The organism is Zobellella endophytica (assembly GCF_003012775.1).
GTDB classification, from domain to species: Bacteria; Pseudomonadota; Gammaproteobacteria; order Enterobacterales; family Aeromonadaceae; genus Oceanimonas; species Oceanimonas endophytica.
On record NZ_PXYG01000001.1, the window covers coordinates 193,664 to 219,660 of the forward strand.

Annotated in this window: 22 protein-coding genes; 21 read left to right on the forward strand and 1 reads right to left on the reverse strand. The window is 61.7% G+C overall.

Annotated elements, in window-relative coordinates; genetic code table 11:
- Positions 1-268: 268 nt before the first annotated feature.
- The 21 genes from C7H85_RS00855 to C7H85_RS00955 all read left to right on the forward strand — a co-directional run bounded on the left by C7H85_RS00855 (position 269) and on the right by C7H85_RS00955 (position 24,161).
- On the forward strand, positions 269-1,456 hold the full coding sequence (locus C7H85_RS00855) for an aromatic ring-hydroxylating oxygenase subunit alpha (protein WP_106727835.1): 1,188 nt from the start codon (positions 269-271) through the stop codon (positions 1,454-1,456).
- 3 nt (positions 1,457-1,459) lie between these two features.
- Entirely contained in the window at positions 1,460-2,887 is a 1,428-nt protein-coding gene (locus C7H85_RS00860) for an aldehyde dehydrogenase family protein (protein ID WP_106727836.1), read from the forward strand.
- A 28-nt stretch (positions 2,888-2,915) separates the two neighbouring features.
- Positions 2,916-4,289, forward strand: coding sequence for an FAD-dependent oxidoreductase (locus C7H85_RS00865; protein ID WP_106727837.1), 1,374 nt, complete (start codon positions 2,916-2,918; stop codon positions 4,287-4,289).
- Positions 4,290-4,299: 10 nt separating this feature from the next.
- A complete protein-coding gene (locus C7H85_RS00870; RefSeq protein ID WP_106727838.1) occupies positions 4,300-5,616 on the forward strand; it encodes an NAD(P)/FAD-dependent oxidoreductase in 1,317 nt (438 codons plus the stop codon).
- Positions 5,613-5,963 carry a cupin domain-containing protein gene (locus C7H85_RS00875; protein ID WP_106727839.1) on the forward strand — a complete coding sequence of 117 codons (351 nt, stop codon included), beginning with the start codon at positions 5,613-5,615 and terminating at the stop codon, positions 5,961-5,963. The genes C7H85_RS00870 and C7H85_RS00875 overlap by 4 nt, the downstream gene beginning before the upstream one ends.
- 264 nt (positions 5,964-6,227) lie before the next feature.
- Complete coding sequence (locus C7H85_RS19665) at positions 6,228-6,398, forward strand: hypothetical protein (RefSeq protein ID WP_158260044.1); 171 nt, start codon at positions 6,228-6,230, stop codon at positions 6,396-6,398.
- Positions 6,399-6,570: 172 nt separating this feature from the next.
- Positions 6,571-7,188, forward strand: coding sequence for a TetR/AcrR family transcriptional regulator (locus C7H85_RS00885; protein WP_106727840.1), 618 nt, complete (start codon positions 6,571-6,573; stop codon positions 7,186-7,188).
- Positions 7,189-7,273: 85 nt separating this feature from the next.
- Positions 7,274-8,389 (forward strand): efflux RND transporter periplasmic adaptor subunit, encoded by a 1,116-nt coding sequence (locus C7H85_RS00890; protein ID WP_106727841.1) that lies wholly within the window; start codon positions 7,274-7,276, stop codon positions 8,387-8,389.
- Positions 8,386-11,466 carry an efflux RND transporter permease subunit gene (locus C7H85_RS00895; RefSeq protein WP_106727842.1) on the forward strand — a complete coding sequence of 1,027 codons (3,081 nt, stop codon included), beginning with the start codon at positions 8,386-8,388 and terminating at the stop codon, positions 11,464-11,466. The genes C7H85_RS00890 and C7H85_RS00895 overlap by 4 nt, the downstream gene beginning before the upstream one ends.
- A 44-nt stretch (positions 11,467-11,510) precedes the next feature.
- On the forward strand, positions 11,511-12,317 hold the full coding sequence (locus tag C7H85_RS00900) for an oxidoreductase (RefSeq protein WP_106727843.1): 807 nt from the start codon (positions 11,511-11,513) through the stop codon (positions 12,315-12,317).
- Positions 12,318-12,372: 55 nt separating this feature from the next.
- Complete coding sequence (gene fabF, locus C7H85_RS00905; protein WP_106727844.1) at positions 12,373-13,653, forward strand: beta-ketoacyl-ACP synthase II; 1,281 nt, start codon at positions 12,373-12,375, stop codon at positions 13,651-13,653.
- Positions 13,654-13,658: 5 nt separating this feature from the next.
- Positions 13,659-13,967 carry an NAD(P)-binding domain-containing protein gene (locus C7H85_RS00910; protein ID WP_281257564.1) on the forward strand — a complete coding sequence of 103 codons (309 nt, stop codon included), beginning with the start codon at positions 13,659-13,661 and terminating at the stop codon, positions 13,965-13,967.
- Between the two features lie 361 nt (positions 13,968-14,328).
- Positions 14,329-15,372, forward strand: a complete 1,044-nt coding sequence (gene dctP / locus C7H85_RS00915) for a TRAP transporter substrate-binding protein DctP (protein WP_210433531.1) — start codon at positions 14,329-14,331, stop codon at positions 15,370-15,372.
- A gap of 68 nt (positions 15,373-15,440) precedes the next feature.
- Positions 15,441-15,977 (forward strand): TRAP transporter small permease, encoded by a 537-nt coding sequence (locus C7H85_RS00920; RefSeq protein WP_158260045.1) that lies wholly within the window; start codon positions 15,441-15,443, stop codon positions 15,975-15,977.
- 19 nt (positions 15,978-15,996) lie between these two features.
- Positions 15,997-17,295: a TRAP transporter large permease gene (locus tag C7H85_RS00925; protein ID WP_106727848.1), complete on the forward strand. Its 1,299-nt coding sequence runs from the start codon at positions 15,997-15,999 to the stop codon at positions 17,293-17,295.
- 231 nt (positions 17,296-17,526) lie between these two features.
- Positions 17,527-18,270 (forward strand): AzlC family ABC transporter permease, encoded by a 744-nt coding sequence (locus C7H85_RS00930; protein WP_106727849.1) that lies wholly within the window; start codon positions 17,527-17,529, stop codon positions 18,268-18,270.
- The gene (locus C7H85_RS00935) at positions 18,263-18,592 is read left to right on the forward strand and encodes an AzlD domain-containing protein (RefSeq protein ID WP_106727850.1); all 330 of its coding nucleotides are present in this window, start codon (positions 18,263-18,265) and stop codon (positions 18,590-18,592) included. Before C7H85_RS00930 ends, C7H85_RS00935 begins: the two co-directional genes overlap by 8 nt.
- A gap of 270 nt (positions 18,593-18,862) precedes the next feature.
- Positions 18,863-19,846 carry a LysR family transcriptional regulator gene (locus C7H85_RS00940; RefSeq protein WP_106728583.1) on the forward strand — a complete coding sequence of 328 codons (984 nt, stop codon included), beginning with the start codon at positions 18,863-18,865 and terminating at the stop codon, positions 19,844-19,846.
- Between the two features lie 471 nt (positions 19,847-20,317).
- The gene (locus C7H85_RS00945) at positions 20,318-21,223 is read left to right on the forward strand and encodes a dihydrodipicolinate synthase family protein (RefSeq protein ID WP_106727851.1); all 906 of its coding nucleotides are present in this window, start codon (positions 20,318-20,320) and stop codon (positions 21,221-21,223) included.
- 3 nt (positions 21,224-21,226) lie between these two features.
- Positions 21,227-22,720 (forward strand): aldehyde dehydrogenase, encoded by a 1,494-nt coding sequence (locus C7H85_RS00950; protein WP_106727852.1) that lies wholly within the window; start codon positions 21,227-21,229, stop codon positions 22,718-22,720.
- 94 nt (positions 22,721-22,814) lie between these two features.
- On the forward strand, positions 22,815-24,161 hold the full coding sequence (locus C7H85_RS00955; RefSeq protein WP_106727853.1) for an NAD(P)/FAD-dependent oxidoreductase: 1,347 nt from the start codon (positions 22,815-22,817) through the stop codon (positions 24,159-24,161).
- A 348-nt stretch (positions 24,162-24,509) separates the two neighbouring features.
- On the opposite strand, the gene nhaC is transcribed toward C7H85_RS00955, so the two are convergent.
- Complete coding sequence (nhaC, locus tag C7H85_RS00960) at positions 24,510-25,982, reverse strand: Na+/H+ antiporter NhaC (protein WP_245879523.1); 1,473 nt, start codon at positions 25,980-25,982, stop codon at positions 24,510-24,512.
- Positions 25,983-25,997 lie beyond the last annotated feature (15 nt).

The window sequence follows — 25,997 nt, forward strand, 5'->3', positions numbered from 1 at the left end:
GTGGGGAGGTTAGGGCGCGGCGTGGGTTCGCTCAATCGATTTATTCTCATCCATCGGTGAGTTTTGGTCATGGATAGCCGCTACCTCGGACAGGTTTCCGGGCAGGAAGGGCAGGGCCATGGATGGATGACAAAAGCTCATCCATACCCGGCCAAAAAGTCGTTTGTTTGTTGCCGCTATGTTAACGACACTCTCCCCCATCGGTACCCCGGGGTGCCAATGACAACAAACAGCGCAGGAAGCACTGCATCATTGTGGAGAGAACAGCATGATCAACGTCAGCCAAACCCTTATTCCGGTACAGCAGGTGGAAAGCGTACTGAACCCGATCGTCGAAGCCAACGGCATGCCGAATGCCTGTTATACCAGCCAGGAATATTTCGCCTTTGAGCGAGATCAAGTTATCGGCAAAACCTGGGCCTGCATCGGTTTCGCCTCCGACCTGCTGAAAAACGGCTACGTCAAGCCGGTGAGCTTTATGAATCTGCCGCTGCTGATGATGCGCAACCGCCAGGGCGAGGTGCAGGTGTTCCACAACGTGTGCAGCCACCGGGGCATGCAGCTGGTGCATGAAGCCGGCGAGGTGCAGGGCATGATCCGTTGCCCCTACCATTCCTGGACCTACGATCTGGACGGCAACCTCAAGGGCACTCCTCATATCGGCGGCACCGGCCAGCATAAAGATGAGCGCTTCAAGTGCGAAAAGCACGGCCTTAAAGCCCTGCGCTCCGCGGTGTGGATGGACATGGTGTTCGTCAACCTGTCCGGCGACGCGGCCTCCTTCGAGGAGCACATCGCGCCCCTGGTCGAGCGCTGGCAGCCGTTCTGGGGCGACGAGGGCCTGAGCCTGCTGCGCCGGGTCAACATGGGCGGCCACCTGGAAATCGAGGTGGAGAGCAACTGGAAGCTGACCGTGGAAAACTACTGCGAAGCCTACCACCTGCCCTGGGTGCACCCGGCCCTGAACACCTATTCCAAGCTGGAAGATCACTACAACATCATGTTCGAGGACCGTTTCGCGGGGCAGGGCAGCTACAAATACAACCTGTCGGACACCGCCGGCACCCATTTGCCCAAGTTCCCCGGCTGGCCCGCCGACAAGCTGCGCCACGCGGAATACGTGGCCCTGTTCCCCAACGTGCTGCTGGGCATCCAGGCCGACCACGCCTTCGCCATGATGATCGATCCCATCCACGCGGAGAAAACCGTGGAGAACCTGCGCCTCTATTACGTGGGCGACGAGTCGCTGAAGGACGAATACGCCGGCTGCCGCACCGCCACCCTGGAGTCCTGGCGGGTGGTGTTCGGTGAAGACATCGGCGCGGTGGAAGGCATGCAGAAGGGCCGCCATTCCCCCGGCTTCGGCGGCGGCGTGTTCTCGCCCGAGATGGATCTGCCGACCCATTTCTTCCAGAAGTGGCTGGCCAACCAGGTGAAAGCGGCGCTGGAGGCGTAAACGATGCAACATTATCTGAACTATATCGACGGCCAGTGGCGGGATGCCTCCCGCCAGATCACGGTGATGAACCCGGGCACCGGCGAGCCTTACGCCACCATCGCCCAGGCGAGCATCGAGGATGCGGATCTGGCCATGGCCGCCGCCCGCCGCTGCGTGGACAGCGGCGCCCTGACCGAGGTGCGCCCGGCCATTCGCACCGGCTGGCTGTTGCAGGCGGCCGAGGCCATCCGCGCCATCGCCGACGACGGCGCCCTGGTGGCCTGCCGGGAAAACGGCAAGGGCCTGAACGACGCCCGCGACGAATTTCTCGAGGCGGCCCGCTACTTCGAATATTACGCCGGCATGGCCGACAAGATAGAAGGCATCTCGGTGCCGCTCGGCAAGGACTACATGGACTTCACCCAGTACGTGCCCTTCGGCGTGTCGGTGCAGATCGTGCCCTGGAACTTCCCGGTGTCCATCTGCGCCCGCTCCCTGGCCCCGGCCCTGGCGGCCGGCAATGCGGTGGTGATCAAGTCGCCGGAAATCTCGCCGCTGGCCATGACCCTGCTGGTCAGGGCCGTCGAGCAGGCCGGTTTCCCCCGGGGGGCGGTCAACCTGCTGTGCGGCAAGGGCTCGGAGGTGGGCAGCCACCTGGTCAAACACCAGGACACCAACCAGATAGTGTTCACCGGCTCGGTGCCCACCGGCCAGCGCATCCTGCGGGACTCGGCCGAGCGGGCCACCCCCTCGGTGATGGAGCTGGGCGGCAAGTCCGCCGCCATCGCCCTGGCAGACGTGGATCTCGACACCCTGCTGGCCAGCGTGAAATCCGGCATCTTCTTCAACGCCGGCCAGGTGTGCTCGGCCATGTCGCGGCTGCTGGTGCACCGCAGCCGCTACGACGAGGTCAAGGCGGCGGTGGTGGCCCTGGCCGAGGGCCTGAGCATCGGCCAGGGCGAAGGCAACCCGGATCTGACCCCGGTGGTGTCGGCGGATCAGCAACAGCGGGTGCTGGCGATGGTCGAGCAGGCCCGGGCCGAAGGCGCCAACATCCTTACCGGCGGCACGGCGCCGGACCTGTCCGGCTACTTCGTGGCGCCCACCGTGATCGAGGCGACGCCCGACATGACCATCGCCCGGGAGGAAGTGTTCGGCCCGGTGCTGGTACTGATGCCCTTCGACGACGAAGACGAGGCGGTGACCCTGGCCAACGGCACCGATTTCGGCCTGGTAGCCGGGGTGTTCGGCGAGGGCCTGAGCCAGACCCTGCGGCTGGCCAACCGGCTGCGCGGCGGCCAGGTGTTCATCAACGAATGGTTCGCCGGCGGCATCGAAACGCCCTTCGGCGGGGTGGGACTGTCGGGCTTCGGCCGCGAGAAAGGACAGGAAGCGATCTACAGCTATGTCCAGACCCGCAATATCGGCATTCGTCTGAGCAACCGTTAAGCAGTAACAGGGTAGTGGGGAGGACAAGATGAAAAAGTGGTTATGCATCATCTGCGGACTGATCTATGACGAGGCCAAGGGCTGGCCCGCCGACGGCATTGCCCCGGGCACCGCCTGGGAAGACGTGCCGGATGACTGGGTTTGTCCCGACTGCCTGGTGGGCAAGGCGGATTTCGAAATGCTCGAGATCACCGACGAGGAGCCGGCCCCCCTGGCGGCGGTGGCCGGGGCCGTTACCCCGGTAACCGAGACGGCGCTCGAGCCGGTGGTGATCATCGGTACCGGCCACGGCGGCTACCAACTGGCGGCGGCGCTGCGAGCCCGCTCGCCCGAACTGCCCATTACCCTGTTTACCGCCGATGACGGCGCCCTTTACAGCAAGCCGGCCCTGTCCAACGCCCTGGCGCTGGGCAAGGACGGCGACAGCCTGGTGAGCGAGCCGGCGCTGGCCTGGGAGCAGCGGCTCGGGGTGCGGGTCTATCCCCATACCCGGGTCGAGCGTATCGACCGGGAAAACAAGCGGCTGCACACCAGCATCGGCGAGTACCCTTATGGCCGGCTGGTGCTGGCCACCGGTGCCTCGCCCATCGTGATCCCGGTGGAGGGCGAACAGGCGGCCATGCTGAGCGTCAACGATCTCGCCGACTACCGGCGCTTCCGCCAGCAACTGGCCGGCAAGCGGCACGTCACCATCCTGGGGGACGGTCTGATCGGCTGCGAGTTCGCCAACGATCTGGCGGCCCAGGGCACAGCGGTCACCGTGGTCGGCCTGGGCCAGTGGCCGATGGAACGGCTGATCCCGCAACCGCTGGGCCATGCCCTGCAACGGGCCCTGAGCGGCCTGGGCGTGGAGTGGGCATTGCAGGACAGCATCGGTCAGATAGACCGCCAGGGTGAGGGTTACCGCCTGCAACTGCAAAGCGGCCGGGTACTGGACACCGATCTGGTGCTGAGCGCGGTGGGCCTGCGCCCCAATGCCGCTCTGGCCAAGGCGGCCGGGCTGAGCATCGGCCGGGGCATCAGCATCGACCTGGAGCACAGGACCAGCGACTCGTCCATTTTCGCCCTGGGCGACTGTGCCGAAGTCGCAGGCCAGTGGGCACCCTATATCGCGCCCATCAACCAGGCCATACCGGCCCTGGTGAACAACCTGCTGGGCCAGCCTACCCAGGCGGCGCTCAAGGCCACCCCGGTGCTGGTAAAAACCCCGGTGCTGCCGCTGTCGGTGCTGCCGGCGGCGGGCGAGGGCGAGTGGCGCACCGAGGAACACGGCGCCGAACTGGCCGCCGGCTTTTACGGAGCGGACGGTGAACTGAAAGGATTTGCCCTGCTTGGCAGCCAGCTGCAGGGGCAGCGAAGCGCCTGGCTGGCCCGGCTTAATGTGCAACAGAACGCGGCTTGAGGAACAGAAGATGACAGCCTTACCCTTGGATGATAATAGCTGCGGTTGGTATCAGGCCCTGCCGGCACCCACCCCCGCCCGGATGCTGAACGGCAAGCACAATGCCGACTATGTGGTGCTGGGCGCCGGTTTCGCCGGCCTGGCCGCGGCCCGGCGGCTGGCCGAACACCAGCCCAATGCCCGCATCCTGCTGGTGGATGCCCAGCGGGTGGCGCAGGGAGCCTCCGGGCGCAACTCCGGCTTTGTAATCGACCTGCCCCACAAGTTCGCCCTCGAGCATCCGGATCCGGCCCATAAGCAGAAACTGCTGGGCCTGAACCGGGCCGCCATCGCCCAGTTACAGGGGCTGGTGGACCAACACGGCATCGATTGCCAATGGTCCCACGCGGGCAAGTACCAGGGAGCGGTGGGCGAGCGGGGCGAGGCCTTCCTCGACCATTTTGCACACCTGATGAAAGATCTGGGTGAACCCTACCGCCGGGTGGAAAAACAAGAGCTGGCCGGGGTGCTGGGCACCGAATATTACAGCCGGGCCATCTTCACTCCCGGCTGCTACCTGATGCAGCCGGCCGCCCTGGTGCGCGGCATGGCCGAACACCTGCCGGACAACGTCGAACTGCTGGAGCAGTCGCCCATCCGCGGCCTGCAACGGGAGCAGGGCCAGTGGCGGTTGCAGGGGGACGAGGGCAGCATCACCACGCCCAGGCTGCTGCTGGGCACCAGCATCTTTACCCGCGAGTTCGGTTACCTGAAGAACCGGCTGCTGCCGGTGATGACCTTTGCCAGCTGGACCCGGCCGCTGACCGACGAGGAGCTGGCCCGCTACGGTGGCCAGCTGAACTGGGGACTGACCCCGGCGGATCATGCCGGCACCACGGTGCGCATGACCGCGGATCGGCGGCTGTTGATCCGCAATACCTATAAGCACGTGCCCAAGTACGGCGCCAATGTTGATGAGGGCGTGCGCAAGAAGATCCGGGCCGATCACCGCAACGCCTTTGTGGCCCGTTATCCGGCCCTGGCCGAGGTGCCTTTCACCCATACCTGGGGCGGGGTTTATGCCATTTCCCGCAACTTCACCAACTTCTTCGGCCAGCTCGAGGAAGGGGTGTTCGCCAGCGCCTGCGACAACGGCGTGGGGGCGGCCTGGGGCACCATTTCCGGCACCCTGCTGGCGGACCTGGCGGTGGGCGCGGACTCCCGGCAACTGCAGGACATCCGGCAGGTGACCGGCATGCCGAGCCTGAACCCGCCCGAGCCTTTCCTCGGCCTGGGGGTGAAGAGCCGCATCCGGCTCGCCAAGTGGCAGAGCCGGAGCGAAATATGAGTGAAGTAAGATTAATCGACAGCAAGGAACTGGATTTTACCGTGCGTGGCGGCCCGCCCGGCGCCGCCTACGTGGCCAGGGCGCTGAGCCCGGAGGTGTCGCCCCATATCGGGGTCGGTTTCGCCCGATGGGAAGGCGCCGAGGTGGCCTGGACCGTGCTCTATGATGAGGTGGTGTTCGTGATCGAAGGTTGCTTCGAACTCACCGCCAACGGCAAGAAACATCAAGTCCGGCCGGGCCAGCTGCTGTGGATCCCGGAAGGCACCGAGCTGGTCTATGGCGGCCATGCCCTGTTCGGCTATGTGGTTCATCCGGGCAACTGGAAGGAACTGCACGGCCTGGTCTGAGCAACAGAGCGTCTCCAAGCACTACTTTGCCGGCCGATTGGCCGGCTTTTTTACTGGCTTATATTTTCATCCCCGGCTGGTTGGCAGGCAGGAGCACGGGAGCCGGAAAGGGGGCCTTCAGGACGTTTGCATACCCGCCTAAAATCCACATCGATGCGAACGGTCACGGATACCTCAATTCGGCACAATTGGCCCCGCCAATATGTCGGAGGTTGTTTGGCGCACCAGCGGCACCCGCTCTTGATGTGCGCCTGCGCCGCCGGAATGGGATGGACATCCGCCAGCTCGGGCCTGGGCAAGAGCGCCTTCGACCTGCCGTACTTGCAGTTCGGCGGCCAGCCCCTTGCTGCCAGCATGTCGGCACTGGCGTGCCGTTGTGCCACCGCCGCCTGGCCCAGGTACCGTTCCGGCATGGGCGTGTCGGGCCTGACGTAATCGGGGCCGACGGTGCAACCGGCAGCAAGGCCGGCAACGATAAGCATGGCAAGGGGGTGTTTTGGCAGCATAATGTGTTCCGGAATAAAAGATGTGGACCCTGAGCTTTGTGACTAAAATTCTATTTGGTTACTCGTTGTCAATCTCCAACACTGGCGGTACACTCCAGACCATGAGCAAAGCAAACACCTATCCCGTTTCGGCCCGTGGCCCGATGACGCACGACGTTCGAGATCAGATCGTGGCCGCCGCCACCGAGCACTTCCGCCGCTATGGCTACGAGAAGACCACCGTCTCCGATCTCGCCAAGGCCATCGGCTTTTCCAAGGCCTACATCTACAAGTTCTTCGCGTCCAAGCAGGCCATCGGCGAGATGATTTGCGCCAACTGCCTGCGCGAGATCGAAGCCGAGGTCAGAGCGGCCGTCGACGAGGCCGAACGGCCGCCGGAGAAGCTGCGGCGGATGTTCAAGGCCATTGTCGAGGCGAGCCTCCGCCTGTTTTTCCAGGATCGCAATCTCTACGAAATCGCGGCCGCGGCGGCCACCGACCGCTGGCCGGCCGCGCGAGCCTATGAGGAACGCATACAGCAGTTGCTGCAGGACATACTGCAGGAAGGGCGGCAGACGGGGGATTTCGAGCGCAAGACCCCCCTCGATGAAGTCACGATGTCGATCTACCTGGTCATGCGGCCTTACCTCAACCCGCTGCTCTTGCAGCACAGCTTCGATTACACCGACGACGCACCGGCCCAGCTGTCCGGCCTGGTGCTGCGCAGCCTGTCGCCATAATGTAGCGAGATGACTGGTGACTATTGACTAAATTGGTCACTGGTATCATAGTGGGAGCCCTGACTGGTTCACCAAGGGGGCTCCCATGCTTCGTCGCCGTCTCATTTTACCTACCGCCATCTGTGCATTACCGCTTGCCCTGGCCGCCTGCGGCGAAAAAGCGTCGCCGGATCCGCGCACCGAAGCGCCGCTGGTGCGTGCCGCCTCCGTCCAGCCAGCCACCTCCGCATCACGCGCTTTCACCGGGACCGTAGCCGCCCGGGTCCAGAGCGACCTGGGTTTTCGTGTTTCCGGCAAGGTGCTGGAGCGGCTGGTGGATACCGGGCAGAGCGTCCGGCGCGGCCAGCCGCTGATGCGCATCGACCCCGTCGATCTGAAGCTTGCGGCCCATGCCCAGCAGGAAGCGGTTGCCGCCGCGCGCGCCCGGGCGAAACAAACGTCCGAGGATGAAGCCCGCTACCGCAACCTCCGTGGCACCGGCGCCATATCGGCGTCGGCCTACGACCAGGCCAAGGCGGCGGCGGACGCCGCCAGGGCGCAACTCAAGGCGGCCGAGGCCCGGGCCGAAGTGGCCCTCAACGCGACCCGCTATGCGGAGCTGGTGGCCGATGCCGATGGCGTGGTCATGGAAACGCTGGTCGAACCCGGCCAGGTGGTGGGCGCCGGTCAGGTGGTGGTGCGCCTGGCCCACGCCGGACCGCGCGAAGCCGTTATCCAGTTGCCGGAAACCCTGCGTCCCGCCATCGGCTCGACCGGGCAGGCCAGGCTCTTCGGCACAGAAAGTCGTCGTGTTCCTACCCGACTCAGGCAGCTCTCGGATACGGCGGACCGACTGACCCGTACCTTCGAGGCGCGCTATGTGCTGGAGGGGGAACTGGCCGACGCGCCCTTGGGCACCACCGTCACCATCCGGATCCCGGATGAACCTCCGTCCGTACAACATGGCCTGCAGGTGCCGATCGGCGCCTTGTTTGACCCGGGCAAGGGGCCGGGAATCTGGGTTATTGATGGCGATCCGGCAAGGGTTTCCTGGCGTCCGGTCAGGGTCCTGCGCCTGGATGAGGATGGCGCCCTCATCGCCGGCGAACTCGAGGACGGCGACCGGATCGTCGCGCTCGGCGCCCACCTGCTGCGCGAGGGCGAACAAGTGCGGGTGGCCGGCCAGGCCGCTGCCGTTGCGAGTGCAGGAGTACAGCCATGAGCGAGGGCCGTTTCAACCTGTCGGCGCTCGCCGTACGCGAGCGCGCCATCAGCCTGTTCCTGATCTGCCTGATCTCATTGGCCGGCGTTGTTTCGTTCTTACAGTTGGGGCGGGCGGAAGACCCGGCCTTTACCATCAAGGTGATGACCATAGTGACCGCCTGGCCCGGCGCGACCGCCCAGGAAATGCAGGACCAGGTCGCCGAGAAGATAGAAAAACGGCTGCAGGAGCTGCGCTGGTACGACCGCACCGAAACCTACACCAGGCCCGGGCTGGCCTTTACCACCCTGACCCTGCTCGACAGTACCCCGCCTGCACAAGTTCAGGAGCAGTTCTACCAGGCCCGCAAAAAAGTCGGCGACGAGGCCATCAACCTGCCGGCCGGTGTGATCGGGCCCATGGTCAACGACGAATACGCGGACGTCACCTTTGCCTTGTTTGCGCTCAAGGCCAATGGCGAGCCGCAGCGCCTGCTGGTGCGCGATGCGGAGACGCTGCGCCAGCGGCTGCTGCACGTGCCGGGGGTGAAGAAGGTCAATATCGTCGGCGAGCAATCCGAGCGCATTTATGTGGAGTTCTCCCACGAGCGCCTGGCCACCCTGGGCGTCAGCCCGCAGCAGGTGTTTGCCGCGCTCAACAACCAGAATGCCCTGACTCCGGCCGGCTCGGTGGAAACCCGGGGGCCGCAGGTGTTTATCCGCCTGGACGGCGCTTTCGACGAATTGCAACAGATCCGCGACACGCCGGTGGTGACACAGGGGCGCACCCTGACGCTGTCGGACATCGCCACCGTCAAGCGCGGCTATGAAGATCCGGCGACTTTCCTGGTCCGCAACGGCGGCGAGCCCGCCCTGCTGCTGGGCATTATCATGCGCGAAGGCTGGAACGGGCTCGACCTGGGCAAGGCGCTGGATGCCGAAGTCACGGCGATCAACGCCGAGCTGCCGCTGGGCATGAGCCTGACCAAGGTCACGGATCAGGCGGTCAACATCAGCGCCGCGGTCGATGAGTTCATGCTCAAGTTTTTCGCCGCGCTGCTGGTGGTGATGCTGGTGAGCTTTCTGAGCATGGGTTGGCGCGCGGGCCTGGTGGTCGCCGCGGCCGTGCCGCTAACCCTGGCGGTGGTGTTCCTGGTGATGCTCGCCACCGGCAAAAACTTCGACCGTATCACCCTGGGCTCCCTGATCCTGGCGCTGGGCCTGCTGGTGGACGACGCCATCATCGCCATCGAAATGATGGTGGTGAAAATGGAAGAGGGCTTCAGCCGCGCCGCCGCCGCCGCTTATGCCTGGAGCCATACCGCCGCGCCGATGCTGTCGGGCACGCTGGTCACGGCGGTCGGCTTTATGCCCAACGGCTTTGCCCGCTCCACCGCGGGTGAATACACCAGCAACATGTTCTGGATCGTCGGCATCGCCCTGATCGCGTCCTGGGTGGTGGCCGTGGTGTTCACGCCCTACCTGGGCGTCAAACTGCTGCCTCATTTTAAGAAGACCGAGGGAAAAAAAGTCGAGGGTGGCCACGCTGCGCTCTACGACACGCCGCGCTACAACCAGATGCGCCGGGTGCTGGAGCGCGTCATCGCCCGCAAGTGGCTGGTCGCCGGCTCGGTGGTGGGCCTTTTCGTCCTGGCCATCCTCGGCATGGACGTCGTCAAGAAGCAATTCTTCCCGATCTCCGACCGTCCCGAGGTGCTGGTCGAGGTGCAGATGCCCTATGGCTCTTCGATTGCGCAGACCAGCGCCGCCACGGCCAAGGTGGAAGCCTGGCTGGCCGAACAGGAGGAGGCCGGGATCGTCACCGCCTACGTCGGTCAGGGCGCGCCGCGCTTCTTCTTGGCGATGGGGCCGGAGATGCCCGATCCCTCGTTCGCCAAAATAGTGATCCGCACCGGCAGCCAGGAGGCACGAGAAGCCTTGAAACACCGGTTGCGCCGGGCGATCGCCGATGGCCTGGCCCCCGAGGCGCAGGTGCGCGTCACCCAACTGGTGTTTGGCCCCTATTCGCCGTTTCCGGTCGCCTACCGGGTCACCGGCCCGAACCCGGACACGTTGCGCGACATCGCCGCCGAGGTGCAGCGGGTCCTGGATGCCAGCCCGATGATGCGCACGGTCAACAGCGACTGGGGCACGCGTACGCCCACGCTGCACTTTACCTTGCAGCAGGACCGCCTGCAGGCCCTGGGCCTGACCTCCAGTGCCGTGGCGCAGCAACTGCAATTCCTGCTGAGTGGCGTGCCGGTCACCAACCTGCGCGAGGACATCCGCACCGTGCAGGTCGCCGCCCGTTCTGCCGGCGATACCCGGCTCGATCCGGCCAGGATCGGCGATTTCACCCTGGTCGGCGCTAACGGCCAGCGCATCCCGCTGTCGCAGCTGGGCGAGGTCGAGGTACGCATGGAAGAGCCGGTCATGCGCCGGCGCGACCGCATGCCGACCATCACCGTGCGCGGCGACATCGCCGACCATTTGCAGCCGCCGGACGTGTCTGCCGCCATTACCCGTCAGCTCCGGCCCATGATGGAAAAACTGCCGAGCGGCTACCGCATTGAAGAGGCCGGCTCCATCGAGGAGTCGGGCAAGGCGATGAGCGCTATGCTGCCGCTATTCCCCATCATGGTGGCGATCACCCTGCTTATTATCATCCTTCAGGTGCGCTCGAACGCCGCCATGGCCATGGTGTTCCTGACCGCGCCGCTGGGGCTGATCGGCGTGGTGCCCACCCTGCTGCTGTTCCAGCAGCCGTTCGGTATCAATGCGTTGGTCGGCCTGATCGCACTGGCCGGGATCCTGATGCGCAACACCCTGATCCTGATCGGGCAGATCGAGCACAACAAACAGGAGGGACTGGACCCGTTCCGGGCGGTGGTCGAGGCCACGGTGCAGCGTGCCCGGCCGGTGATCCTGACCGCGCTGGCGGCGATCTTGGCCTTCACGCCGCTGACCCAGTCGGTGTTCTGGGGGACGCTGGCCTACACGCTGATCGGCGGCACTTTCGCGGGGACTGTGCTTACCCTGGTGTTCCTGCCGGCTATGTATTCCATCTGGTTCAGGATCAGGCCCGACAACGGTGCCTGAGCGGCCTGTTATTCCGTTTATCTGTTTATTAAAGAGAGGTGGTTATGTCGAACTCAAAAGTTGTCGTTGTGACCGGTGTATCGTCAGGCATCGGCCGCGCCGCCGCGGTGAAGTTTGCCGCCCGGGGTTGCCGGGTATTCGGTACCGTGCGCAACAGGGCAACGGCACAGCGAATAGCCGGTGTTGAGCTGGTCGAGATGGATATCCGTGACCAAGTGTCAGTTCAAGCCGGGATCCTGGCCATCATGGCTCAGGCCAAGCGCATCGATGTGCTGGTCAACAGTGCGGGCGTGACCTTGCTCGGCGCGACGGAGGAAACGTCGATTGCCGAAGCGGCATCGCTGTTCGACACCAACGTTTTTGGTATCTTGCGCACCACACAGGCGGTATTGCCACACATGCGCGAGCAAGGCTCTGGTCGCATCGTCAACATCAGCTCGGTGCTGGGCTTTCTTCCGGCGCCCTACATGGGGCTCTATTCGGCGTCCAAGCATGCGGTGGAGGGGCTGTCCGAGACCCTGGATCACGAGGTGCGCCAGTTCGGCATCCGCGTCGCGCTGGTCGAGCCATCCTTCACCAACACCAATCTGGACATCAATGCCCCCCAGGCGGCCGCCAGGATCCCGGTCTACGACACCGAGCGCAGCGTCGTTTCCCAGGCCATTCAAAACAATGTCCATAAAGCGCCGGATCCCGATGGGGTCGCCACCACGGTTGTCGATGCCGCTTTGGGTGCATGGAAAATGCGGCGCACGCCCAAAGGCGAGGCCTCTCTTCTGAGCAAGTTACGCCGCTTTATGCCTGCGGGCCCCGTCGCTGCCGGCATACGGAAAACCTTTGGGCTAGCCTGACAACGCAGCGGCGCCCGCGGTGAGGCGCCGCAACTGTGAAAAGCGAGGAATAATGATGGGTGATCGAGATGCAGTTCGAATCGTGGTGACGGGGACAGGTACCGTCGGACCACTGGGGTGCGGTACGGAGACGGTCTGGTCCCGTCTGTTGGCGGGACAATCCGGCATTCGGGCCCTGTCTGCCGATGTGGCCGACGGCACCGGCTCCGCCATAGCCGGACAGGTGCCAACCCTGGCGGACGATAGCGAGGCGGGCTACGACCCGGAGCGCAGAATCGCTGCGAAAGAGCGCAAGAAGATGGATCGCTTTATCGAGTTTGCGCTGGTTGCCGCACAGGAAGCCCTGGCGCAGGCTGGCTGGCAGCCCACGGACGAGAAGCAGCGGGGGCGAAGCGCGACCATCATCGCTTCCGGCGTCGGTGGCTTCGGCGCCATCGCCGAAGCCGTGCGCACCACGGACCAACGCGGGCCGCGCCGGCTCTCACCCTTCACCGCGCCGTCGTTTCTCGCCAACATGGCGGCCGGGCACGTTTCCATCCAGCACGGCTTCAAGGGGCCGCTCGGGGCGCCGGTGACCGCCTGCGCGGCCGGGGTGCAGGCGATCGGTGATGCGGCCCGGCTGATCCGCAGCGGCGAAGCGGATATCGCGCTATGCGGCGGGACCGAGGCCGCCATCCATCGCGTTACCCTCGGAAGCTTTGCCGCGGCACGCGCCTTGTCCACCGGGTTCAACGACCGTCCCCGGGAAGCATCGCGCCCCTTCGACCGCGACCGGGACGGCTTCGTCATGGCCGAGGGCGCCGGCCTGCTGGTGATCGAATCGCTGGAGCATGCGCTGGCACGCGGCGCACGTCCGCTGGCGGAGCTGGTCGGCTACGGCACCAGCGCTGATGCCTACCACCTGACCGCCGGCCCCGAGGATGGCAGCGGCGCCCGGCGAGCCATGCAACAGGCGTTGCGGCAGGCCGGCATTGTGGCCGGCGACGTTCAGCATATCAACGCCCATGCGACCTCCACGCCAGTTGGCGACCGCGGCGAGCTGGCCGCCATTCGCTCGGTGTTCGGCAGCGACTCGGGCGTGGCGATTACCTCGACCAAATCCAGTACTGGCCACCTGCTGGGCGCCGCGGGTGGGATCGAAGCCATCTTCACCGTCCTGGCGCTGCGCGACCAGGTGGTCCCGCCCACGCTGAACCTCATCAACCCCGACGCCGCCGCCGACGGCCTCGACCTGGTTGCCCTGACCGCACGGCACATGCCGATCCAGTACGCCCTGTCGAACGGGTTCGGATTTGGCGGAGTCAATGCCAGCGTACTGTTTCGACGCTGGGAGTAAAGTCAATAACACGATATTCGCGAGAGGTAACCAACATGGAAATAGGTATCATCGGAACCAGTAGCATCGGCGGTACCATTGCCCGCAAGCTGAAGGCCGCAGGGCACAAGATACGTGTGGCGAACTCGAAAGGGCGGGAGGGCGCACAACATTTTGCCGATGAGGTTGGTGCAACGTCTGCTGACATGCAGGGGGCGGTCGACGGTGTTGAACTGGTTATCCTGTCGAACCTGCTACCCGCCATGGTCAAGCTCCCAACCGACCGGTTTTGGACCTGCCGATGCCGGTTCTCTCGATGGTCCCAACAGAGTTAAGCCCAGCTGTCACGCCGATACAGTATTCCGTGTTGATGGGTGGTCTAAAGCCTCAAGGATGCTGGTCTGAACGAAGACCGTCTCCAGGCACTACCTTGCCGGCCGATTGGCCGGCTTTTTTATCCCTGAGGCTCGATATTCACAATTTCCTGTTTTCCATTTTATTGTCTTCGCGTTCTTGACACTGAACCAAACAATAACCTGAAGTTATCACTAGCGCGTCATCTATGTTGCTTGAGCTGGCAGGATCAAAGCCATATCGTAACAAATAACCATCAACACCAGAAAAGGGTTGTTGGAGAGGCTTCCTCAAACTCTGAAGCCTTAACTCATTCAAGTAATGATGCAGGAGAAGAAAAAAATGGATTTGTCTATAAAGCAGTTTTTGAGTCTTTCGCAAGCAGTTGCTATTTCCACGACCATCATGCTCGTCAGCGCCAATGCGGTTGCCAGTGATCAGAAATACAACTTCAAACTGGCGCTGGAATCGGGAGATCGCGATTCGGCATCGGGCAAGTCCATGCAGATGTGGGCCGATCTTATCGAAGAAAAATCCGCTGGGCGAATGAAGGTTGGTATTTTCTATCAGGGTGAGCTGGGTGGCCAGCAGGAGCTGTTCGACCAACTGGTCAAGGGCAACATCGACATGATGTTGACCTGGCCGCAAACCTCTTATGACGAGCGCCTGGCGGTTAACTATATCCCCTATCTGACGTTGGGCTGGGAAGATGCGCTGAATGCCTACAGCGAAGATGGCTGGCTGAAAAACATCCTGGGTCCGGTGTACGCGGATATCGGACTTAAATACTTCGGCCCTTACCCGGAAGGCTTCGGCGGCATCGCGACCAAGGGCCGCTACGCCACCAATTTCGACGATGCCCAAGGTATAAAAGTGCGTTCACAGCCCGTTTTCCCCCTTCCCCAGACCGTGCAGGCCATGGGCTTCCAGGCCGTACCCATCGACTGGGCTGAAGTCTATACCTCCATCCAGACCGGGGTGGTCGACGGTGACTCCAGCAACGTTATCTACTGGGACTACGAATACTTCCGCGATCAGCTGGATTACTTCGTCCACTCCAAGCACAACTTCTCCTCCTATGCCTTGCTGATGAACAACGATACCTGGGAAGAAATGGACGAGGAAGATCAGGCGATCGTCGCAGAAGCCGCACAAGTCGTGATTGACAAGCAGTTCAAAGACGCCAGGGCGGAAGACGAAAAGTGGATCAAGGCGGCCCAGGAAGCGGGAATGGAGTACGTAGTGCCGACCCGGACCGAGATGCAAGCCTGGGTCGATCGTGTCAGGGCCGAAGTCTGGCCGCAGGCCGAACCGTTAATTGGCAAGGAACTGATGGACCAGCTCCACGCCAACGCCTCTGACCCGCACACTGCCTCTCAACAGTAAGCATTGATATTGACTGTCTGACAGAGGCACCCGGATGGATGCCTCTTAATTCAAAAACGGAGTTTTCGATGAACAAGCTACTTGGGATCATGGCGGCAATAGACCGGATGCTGGCATTCGTTATCAAGCCGGTCGTCGTGTTCATCAGTCTTGCCGTGGCCACCATGCTGGCTTACGGGATCTTCAGTCGCGCCGTGCTGAATGTACCGGTGTTCGGCCTGGAGGAACTGGTATTGCTCGGCGCCATGTGGCTGTACATGCTGGGCGCCGTACTGGCTTCTCGCGAGCGCTCCCACCTCAGTGCCGATTTTATTCAGGTGATATGCAAGAACCAGACGGTGATCCGCGTTATGCACATGGTCGCGACGATCATTTCGCTGTTTATGGCCATCATGTTTGCCACTTGGAGTTATGACCTGCTCGCGTGGGGGATCAGTAAAGGCCAGTCAAGTACGGTGCTTAAACTGCCCTGGTACCTGTCTCAAAGCAGTCTCTTTTTCGCCAGCGTACTGTTTATATTCTACCTGTTCCGGGATTTCATCGGCGATCTACGTGATTTTTGTTCTCCGGAGCAGGTCACGGCTGAACCTGAAAAACAGTCTTAATTTTTAACAGGAACTTATTATGGGCGCTTTACTTGCAATTGTGGCAGTGGTGCTGCTGATGATGATCGGCGTTCCGGTTGTCTTCTCGTTCGCTGCCATGACCTTGATTCTTTCGATCATCTACGAGGTTGATATATCGTCGTTGATGACCACCGGCTTCTGGTCGGTCAACTCCATCATTCTGCTGGCGTTGCCGTTATTCGTCATGACCGGTTACCTGATGCAGGCAGGGGGCATGGCCGCCCGCCTGGTGAGTTTTGTCGAGGCGCTGGTGGGCAAATCACGCAGCGGCATGGGCTCATCCATGGTGGTTGCCTGCGGCGTATTCGGTGCCATCTCCGGTACGGCCTCCGCTGCCGTGGCCTCCATCGGCACCATCATGATCGATCCCATGGAAAAGCACGGCTACAAGCGGGAATACACCAGCGCCCTGCTGGGCATCTCCTCCCTGCTGGGCCTGCTTATCCCTCCCAGCATCACCATGATCCTCTACGCCGTGGTGACGCGACAGTCGGTCGCGGCCTGCTTTCTGGCCACCATCGGTCCCGGTATCCTGCTGATCCTGGTGCTCTGCGTTCTCAACTGGTTGAAGATGCGTCGCCATCCCGACGCGGCCGCAGAGATACTCAGTTTTCGCCAGCGGGTGGATGCTGTCGGCAGCAATATGTGGAAGGCGCTTCCGGCCTTGATGCTGCCGGTGATCATTCTCGGCGGCATTTATGGCGGCGTGTTCACGCCGACCGAAGCCGCCGCCATCGCGGTTGTCTACGCCATTCCGGTCGGTTTGTTTGTTTATCGCGAACTGGACGTCAAAAAGATGGTGCAGTGCCTGGTCGCCGCCGCCACCACTACCGGCGTCATCATGGTGATCCTGCTGTTTTCGTTCGTGGCCAGCCGCATCTTTACCTATGAGCGCGTGCCTCAACAGCTGACCGATCTGCTGATGGATCTGTTCCAGAACAAGCTCCTTATCCTGCTGATGGTCAACATCTTTCTTATCCTGCTGGGCATGATCATGGACGATGTCAGCGTGGTGGCCATCGTCAGCCCGCTGCTGCTGCCGGTCATGGTCAATATCGGTATCGATCCCGTCCACTTTGCCGCCATTGTAGGGACCAGCGTGGTCATCGGCTGTAACAGCCCGCCCATGGCCCCCATCCTGTTCATGACCTGCCGCATCGGCAAGGTGGGCATGTCTCAGGTGATGCGTCCAGCCCTGGGCTTTATGGCATTTGCCGCCTTGCCGGTGATGCTGGTTACCACCTATTGGCCGCCGCTGGCACTCTATCTTCCCAGGTTGTTCGGCTATATCAATTAAATAGCTGTTCCGAATAGTAGATCAATCAAGACAGCGGGCGGGTACTGCTAAGCAGACCCTCTGCGCCAGGGATGGCGCGGCGGAGCCCCCAGGGATGGGTTTACGGCGTGTCTGTGTGCGGTGCCCGGCCGATGTAGCACCATTAGGATCAGTTAATTAACCCAACAGACAAGAAGCAGGATTTCATCCTGCTTCTTGTCTGGACAGCCTGACTAACGGAACCGACTTACGATGGTAGATAAACAAAACATTCAACCAGGTGGGAAGCGTTTTGTTCTTGAGGGGGTAAAGGATTTGCTGCCCATGATCCCGGGCGTATTGCCGTTTGGCCTTATCACCGGGGCCAACAGTGCCAGCCTGGGGTTGAGCCCCGAGATGACCATAGGGGCCACACTGTTGTTTTTTGCCGGCTCGGCACAGCTCGCCGCCTATCAGCTGATTCAGGATAATGCACTGCCGGTCGTCATCCTGTTTACCACTCTGATGGTGAATATACGCTTTGTCATTTATAGCGCGGCCTTTGCTCCTCTGTTGCACACGATGAAAATCCGCCATAAATGGCCGCTTGCCTACCTGTTGAGCGATCAGGCCTACGGCTTGTGCGCATCAAAATTTGCTCCTGATGACCATGGCCGGGAGAAGCTGTTTTACTATATCGGGGCGGCAGTGGCGATGTGGGCGAGCTGGGTTGCCTGTGTCATCATGGGGATGCTGGTCGGGGAGAAAATACCCTCATCGTGGTCGCTTGAGTTTGCCATTCCCCTGGCTTTCCTGGCCATGCTGGTATCGATAATCCGTGACCGGGTATCGTTGATAACGGCGGTTTCCTCCGCGGTGATCGCGAGTTGTTTTGTTCACCTTCCTTATAATATGGGATTTATCTCGGCCATTATTGGCGGTGTGATCGCCGGTTTTTTCTTCAGCTCCTTTTTTTCCCTAGTACGTTTGAAAAACCAGGAGGGGAGAGATGGATAGTACTTCGCTTTGGCTGCTTTTTATCGCCATCGGCATCGGTACCTTTGCCATTCGCCTGTCGTTCATCCAGCTCCATGGCAGGGGAGGCTTCAATATGGGGCGATATCAAAAGATATTGCAGCTGTTGGCGCCGGCCGTGCTGGCCGCACTGTCAATCCCCGCCATCGTGTTTCAACGTGATGACGCCATGGGGGAGCTGAGCATGGTACAAATCGTCGCCGCCGCTGTTACCGCGTTACTATCCTGGTATTTCAAAGGGGTATTCTGGCCGCTGTTGATGGGCATGGTGACCTTTTGGATGATGCAGTTTTATCAGCTGTGATAATCCTCGTGCTTCACCTTATTCCTGCCCTCTCTCTGGAGCTTTTGCTGTACCGCGATGGCCGGCTGAACATCGACCTGCTTCCCGTCGGCTAAGGTGGCGGCGACAGGCATGCGCTTTCTCTGGCCCTGACGATAGCCGGTGGATTAGGGCTGTGTCGCAAACAGAATGGTATATCGGCCTGGGCCGGTTTTGTATCCTGCGCCGACCTGACAAGTGCTATACAATGGGAGGAACCGATTTTTCGCCATGGAAATTGAAAAAAATATTATGACCAAGCATGTAGAGCCGGACAAAATCCTGGTCAGGATGCCGTCATTAAGGGCCGTCAGATCCTTTGTGGCCGCGGCCAAGTACCTGAGCTTTACCCGGGCTGCGGAGGCGCTCTGTGTTACCCAGGCGGCGATCAGCCGCCAGATCCGCGAGTTGGAGGCCCACCTGGGCGTGGAACTGTTCAAGCGGACCGGGCGGGCGGTCGAGCTGACCGAGGCCGGCACCCTCTTTTACGACGCGGCCTACCTGTCGTTCGTGAATATTGCCCAGGCCGCCGAACGTATCCAGAGCACCAGGGCCGGCAAGCCGGCCCTGACCATCTGCTGCTCCACCGCCTTTTCCGGACTCTGGCTGTCGCGCCGCCTGCCCGACTTTTTCGCCAACAACCCGGATATCGACATCAATGTGGTGACCACCGGTAACTTCCTGCAGATGGAGCCGGGTGTGCACCCCGACTTGTTTATCAACAAGATTTCGGACCCGCGGGAAGGGTATCACTCGATACCCTTGTTTTATGACCTTATCTATCCGGTCTGTACCCCCGATTTTCTGCGGGACAATCCGGCCATCGCCAGCCTGGAAGGGCTGCGGGACACCGTGCTGCTGAACCTGAGCCCCTATGGCAGAGCGCAGGTGGCCGAACATGTGGACTGGAGCGTCTGGTTTTCCTTTTTCGATATCAACCTCGAAACCCGTACCCGGGACGACAAGCACCTGTTCAATGCCAATGACTACAACATGTTGATCCAGATGGTGCTGAATCACCAGGGCGTGTCCCTGGGCTGGCACCACCTGGTGGCGCCGCTGGTGGAGCAGGGCCTGCTGGTCAGGCCGGTGGCGCAGGAGATGATCTTCCGGGAGAAACGGCATTACCTCACCTACCCCGAAAGCAAGGCCGATAACGAGGTATTGTGTCGTTTCCGTGACTGGTTCCTCGGCTGCATGGACGACGAGCGGATCTCGGCACTTGAAGCGAAATAAATTGGAGTGGCTCTCATATGGCGCCATTTTGCGTTCATGATTTGGCTCGGTCAATGTCGTGAATGAAGCATGCCTTGGTTAAAATAAATAACCTGCCGTTATCACTTTTTTGAGGTCAATGTCACTCGTCGTTTCACTCGCTTTATCTTAATGTGTGGCTGTGAGTGATAACGGTTTATCTGTCCTCTCGGTTTATTGTCCGTTTAATTTATGAAATGATTTTTTATATCAAGTTCTGATTGCGACGTTGTGAAACATTGTCATTTTTGGCCTGTCTTGTGTGGGCTTTTTTTAGGCTGCCGGGATTGGATAACGTAAGGTTATGTTTACCCTTCAGTAAATGTTTGTTGTGGCTTCCGGGGGCATCTGGTTAATCTTTCGTTGAACAGATAATTGAACCCTGCCTGGATTGTCACATATCCGTTGTGCAGAAAATTGAAACGAAAAGATATAAGGATATAGGTGAAACCGATGCGATTCGAAGGAATTTACACCCCCGTTATTACCCCTTTTGCCGAAGACAGCAGCATTGATTATCCGGCATTCGAGTCTCTGATCGACTCGCTGGTCGACGCTGGTGTCCATGGCATTATCGTCGGTGGCACCACCGGCGAGTACTACGTTGAAACCCTCGAAGAGCGGGTCAAGCTGCTGCAGCTGGCCGTGGCGCGCTGCGCCGGCCGGGTGCCGGTAATTTTCGGTACCGGCTCCATCAACCCGGAAGAATCGCTGGCATTGGCCAGGGCCGCCGTCGAGCAGCGGGCCGACGCCATCCTGGTGGCCACACCGCCCTATTCACTGCCCACCGAGCGGGAAGTGGCGGAGCACGTGCTGGCCGTGGACAAGGCCGCCAACCTGCCAGTCATGCTGTACAACTACCCCGCGCGCATGGGGGTTTCCATGGGCGAGGAATTCTTCGAGCGGGTGAGCGGTTCCGCCAATATCTGCGCCATCAAGGAAAGCTCCGGTGACATCAATCGCCTGCACCTGCTGGCCAATAACTATCCCGCCATCCAATTGTCCTGCGGCATGGATGACCAAGCGCTGGAGTTCTTTGCCTGGGGCGCGAAGAGCTGGGTCTGTGCCGGCTCCAACTTCCTCCCCGAAGAGCATGTCGCCCTGTACAACGCCTGCGTGGTGGAAGGCAACTTCGACAAGGGCCGCCGCATCATGGCTGCCATGATGCCGCTGATGAGCGTGCTGGAGCAGGGGGGCAAGTTTATCCAGAGCGTCAAATACGGGGTCACCCTGTCCGGTCAGTTCGCCGGCGCTACCCGCAAGCCCCTGCTCGGCCTGGAAGAAGGCGAGAAACGTGAGCTGGAACAGGTGATCGGCACCCTGAAGGCGACCATCGCCGGCATCCAGAAGGGAGAATAAATCATGAGTGATCTGTTGACCCGGGAACAATACCACGCCATCGCCGCGGACCTGACATTTCCAACCCTGAGCTTTATCGACGGCCGCTTCCGCCCTGCGCTGTCCGGCAAGACCCTGCCGACCGCCAATCCGGCCACCGGTGAAGTGCTGGCGGAAATCGCCGCCTGTGGGCGTGAAGACGTGGATCTGGCCGTGCTGGCTGCACGGGAAGCCTTTGATGATGGTCGTTGGAGCCGCCTGCATCCGGCCGAGCGCAAGAAAGTGCTGGTCAAGCTGGGCGAGCTGATGCAGCAACACAGCCGCGAGCTGGCGGTGCTGGAAAGCCTCGACTCCGGCAAACCGATTGCCGAGTGCGAGACCGTCGATGTGCCCGAAACAATCCACTTTATCAAGTGGCACGCCGAGTCGACCGACAAAATCTACGACCAGACCGCGCCGGTCGGCTCGAACGCCGTGGCCATGGTGGTGCGCGAGCCCATCGGGGTGGTGGGTGCCGTGCTGCCCTGGAACTTCCCGCTGCTGATGCTGGGCTGGAAGCTGGGGCCGTCGCTGGCGGCCGGCTGCTCGGTGGTGGTCAAGCCCGCCACCCAGACCTCGCTGACCGCCCTGCGCGTGGCCGAGCTGGCCCAGGAAGCGGGCCTGCCGGCCGGCGTGCTCAACGTGGTCACCGGCCGGGGTTCCGAGGTGGGCGCGGCCCTGGGCCGCCATCCGGATGTGGACATGGTGACCTTTACCGGTTCCACCGAAACCGGTCGTCTCTTCCTGAACTACGCCGCCGAATCCAACCTGAAAGAGGTGGTGCTGGAGTGCGGCGGTAAAAACCCCTGCATCGTGCTGGACGATGCCGAAGATCTGGATACGGTTGCCGACCACGTGGTGGCCGCCGCCTTCTGGAATATGGGAGAGAACTGCTCCGCCGGCTCCCGCCTTATCGTGCACGAGAAGATCAAGGATGCCCTGCTGGAGCGCGTGTGCGCCAAAACCCGTGAGTGGCGCACCGGCGACCCACTGGATCCGGCCAACAAGTTGGGCGCCCTGGTCGACAAGGGCCATTTTGACAAGGTGGTGAGCTACCTGAAACGAGGCAAGGAAGACGGTCACACGCTGTTGCTGGGTGGCGAACCGATGGAAGGCAACTGTGTACCGCCGACCATTTTCGACGGGGTGAAGAATGGTGATGCCCTGGCGCGGGAAGAGATCTTCGGCCCGATACTGGTAGTGATCACCGTTGCCAGCATTGAGGAGGCGATCGTGGTCGCCAACGATACCGACTACGGCCTGGCGGCCTCGGTGTTCACGGCCAATGCCAAGAAGGCGCTGCGTGCGGCCCGGGCGATTCGGGCCGGTACCGTCACGGTGAACTGCTTCGGCGAGGGGGATGCCACCACCCCGTTCGGTGGCTACAAGCAATCCGGCTTCGGCGGGCGAGACAACTCCATTCATGCCCACGATCAATACACCCAACTGAAGACCATCTGGATTGACCTGAGCGAGTAACCCGAGAACGCCCGGCATGATGCCGGGATCCGGTATGGTTTGGGCCTAAAGCCCAAACCATACCCCATCGTTTCTCCCCGAGAGGAACTGGATAATGACCAGAACCATCAATGTCAGCCGCATCCCCAAGGATACCGGGCCTGCCGGCTGGAACTGCATCCTGCCCCCCGCCAAACACTACCCACAGCTGAAGGAAGATATCCGTGCCGACTGGGTGGTGGTGGGTGGGGGCTTTGCGGGCATTGCCGCTGCCCGGCGCCTGAGCCAGTTGGCCGGCAATGACCGCATCGTGCTGCTGGAAGCGAGCCGGTTGGCGGAAGGGCCGGCGGGCCGCAACAGCGGCTTTATGATCGACCTGCCCCATGATCTGAATTCGGAAACCTATGCGGGGGCGGCGGACGCCGATGTGCAGCAGATCCGGCTCAACCGGGCCGCCATCGACTTTGCCCGCCGGATGGCGGAAGAGTTTGCCATGCCGGAACGGGTGTTCGACCCCTGCGGCAAGCTGACCGGCGCCGCCTCGTTAAAAGGCGAGCACCATATCGACAGCTATGCGAACCACCTCGCCAGCCTGGGCGAGCAGTATCAATTGCTGGGCGCGGCCGAGATGAAGGCCCGCACCGGCATCGATTTTTACCGCAAGGGGCTTTATACGCCGGGAGCGGTGATGATCCAGCCGGCGGCCTTTATCCGGATGGCGGCGGAGGGGATTGATGAACGCGTTTCTATTTACGAGCAAAGCCCGGTTCTGGCGATGGATCTGGGCGACGAGCATGTGCTGCACACGCCCAAGGCCAGGATCCGCGCCCGTAACGTGATACTGGCGGTGAACGGCCATATCCAGTCGTTCGGCTTTTTCCCGCGCCGGTTGCTGCATGTGTTTACCTATGCGTCCATGACCCGAGCCTTGAGCCCGGAAGAAGTGGCCCGCCTGGGGGGGGACCCCGACTGGGGAGTATTGCCGGCGGATCCCATGGGCACCACGGTGCGCCGGGTATCGAGCCTGATGGGCAGCGGTGACAGGGTGACGGTGCGCAACCGCTTTACCCTGAACCAGTCCATGGAAATCTCGGAGCGTCATATCCGGGATGTGGTGCGGGCCCATGACAAGGCCTTTGCCGCCCGTTTTCCCATGCTGGAAGGGGTGCCGATGGAGCATCGCTGGGGCGGGCGGCTGTGTCTGTCCTGGAACTCGGTACCGGCCTTCGGTGAGCTGGAGCAACGTGTCTTTTCCGCCGCCTGCCAGAATGGCCTGGGGACGGTAAAGGGCACCTTGTCCGGTATGATGGCGGCGGAGCTGGCGATGGGCCAACGTTCTTCCTTGTTGGATGAGTTTGTTGGCTGTGATTCCCCGCGACAATTGCCGCCCGAACCCTTTCTGTCGGTGGGCGCGAATCTGACCATGCGCTGGAAGGAGTGGCTGGCAGGTATCGAACTGTAATGGCCGTGTATCCAGGGATGAACGAGTAAGGTCCCAACCTCGGTGAAACGACAAAGCCCCGGACGCAACGCCGGGGCTTGTTTTTTCGCTTGCCGTTACCACAGCGCATTCGTAAGTAATGCCGAGTATGGCTATCTCCATGCTCAGCTGTGGTTTCATGGAAAACTAAGCGAAACTTGGAGAACATTGCCCAGACGCAGCTCTCTGGTTCTCTTTCATACCCGTCCAAACAGAGAGGGGAGGGAAAGGTATATTCCGTGGGTGTAGTCCCACCGACCCGCCAACTGCAACCCCCATCGAAAACGACGTGGGTTGCAGTTGGCGGGTTTTCCTACAGGGCTCCTGGTGTTACTTGGCCCACGCCTGGGTAGCCAGGGATTCGGTACCGCCGGTTTGAGCGGCTTCCTCCGCACTCAGCCGGGGCGAGAACCAGCCCAGGTAGCCGTACATCATGCCGATCAGCGGCGACAGCCAGCAGGCGAAGGCCAGGGGGATGTACAGCAGGTTGATGGTGTTGCCCTCCGCAATGCCGAGCCCCAGGGCGGTGATCACCACGGCGCCGCCGGCGTTCCAGGGCACGAGCGGCGAAATCAGGGTGCCGCCTTCCTCGGTGGCCCGCGACAGGTTCAGGGCCGAGTAGCCCCTGGCCTTGTAGGCCGGCGCAAACATACGGCCGGGCAGGGCGATGGACAGGTAGGGGTCGCCGCCGATCACATTGGTCATGGCCGAGGTGGCGATGGCCGAGGATTGCATGGCGCCGAAGCTGTTCGAGCGGGACAGGATTTTTTCCACTATCACCGCCAGGCAACCGGTGCGTTCCAGCACGCCGCCGAAGGCCAGGGCCACCAGCATCAGGGTGATTACCCAGGTCATGGACTGGATGCCGCCGCGGTTGAGCAGGGCGTCTATCTCGTGCACGCCGGTCTCTATCCGGTAGCCGCTGAACATGAACTCGAAGGCCTGCTGCAGATGCACTCCCTGCATCAGCATGGCGGTGGCCAGGCCCAGCATGGCGCCGGCGAACAGGGTAGGCAGGGCGGGCATTTTCTTCAGCGCCAGCACCACGGTTACCGCCAGCGGCAGCAGCAGGGGCCAGGACAGGCTGAAGTGCTGATCCAGGCCGCCGATGATGTTCTCGATGCGGACAAAGTCCACCGCCTGATCGCCGATCAGGCTGAATCCCGCCACAAGGTAGACGACCAGGGCGATCAGCATGGCGGGGATGGTGGTGGGCAGCATGTTGCGGATATGGGCGAACAAGTCCACTCCGGTCACGGCCGGCGCCAGGTTGGTGGTGTCCGACAGCGGCGACATCTTGTCGCCGAAGAAGGCGCCCGACACCACGGCGCCAGCGGTCCAGTACATGGGGATGTCGAAGCCGTTGCCGATGCCCATCAGGGCCAGGCCGACGGTGCCGGTGGTGCCCCAGGAGGTGCCGAGCGACACCGACACCAGGGCGCAGATCAGCACGCTGGCGGCCAGGAACAGCTCGGGCGAAATCAGGCTCAGGCCCAGCTTGATCAGATAGGGCACAGTGCCGCTGGCAATCCAGATACCGATGATCATGCCGACGATGATGAGGATGCCCACCGACTGCAGGCCCAGGCGCACCACGTGCATGATGCCGTCTTCCATGTCGTGCCAGCGGTAGCCGCGCAGCCAGCCGATCAGGGCGGTCACGGCCACGCCGATGGCGAGCGGGATATGGGGGGTGAAATTGTTGAAATAAAACAGCTGTATGCCCAGCACTACAAAGGTCAGGGCGATGGGCAGGCAGGCCAGCCAGAAGCCGGGTTTTTGAGGCATTCTCGTTGTCATCATGGTTCTCTCCTTAGA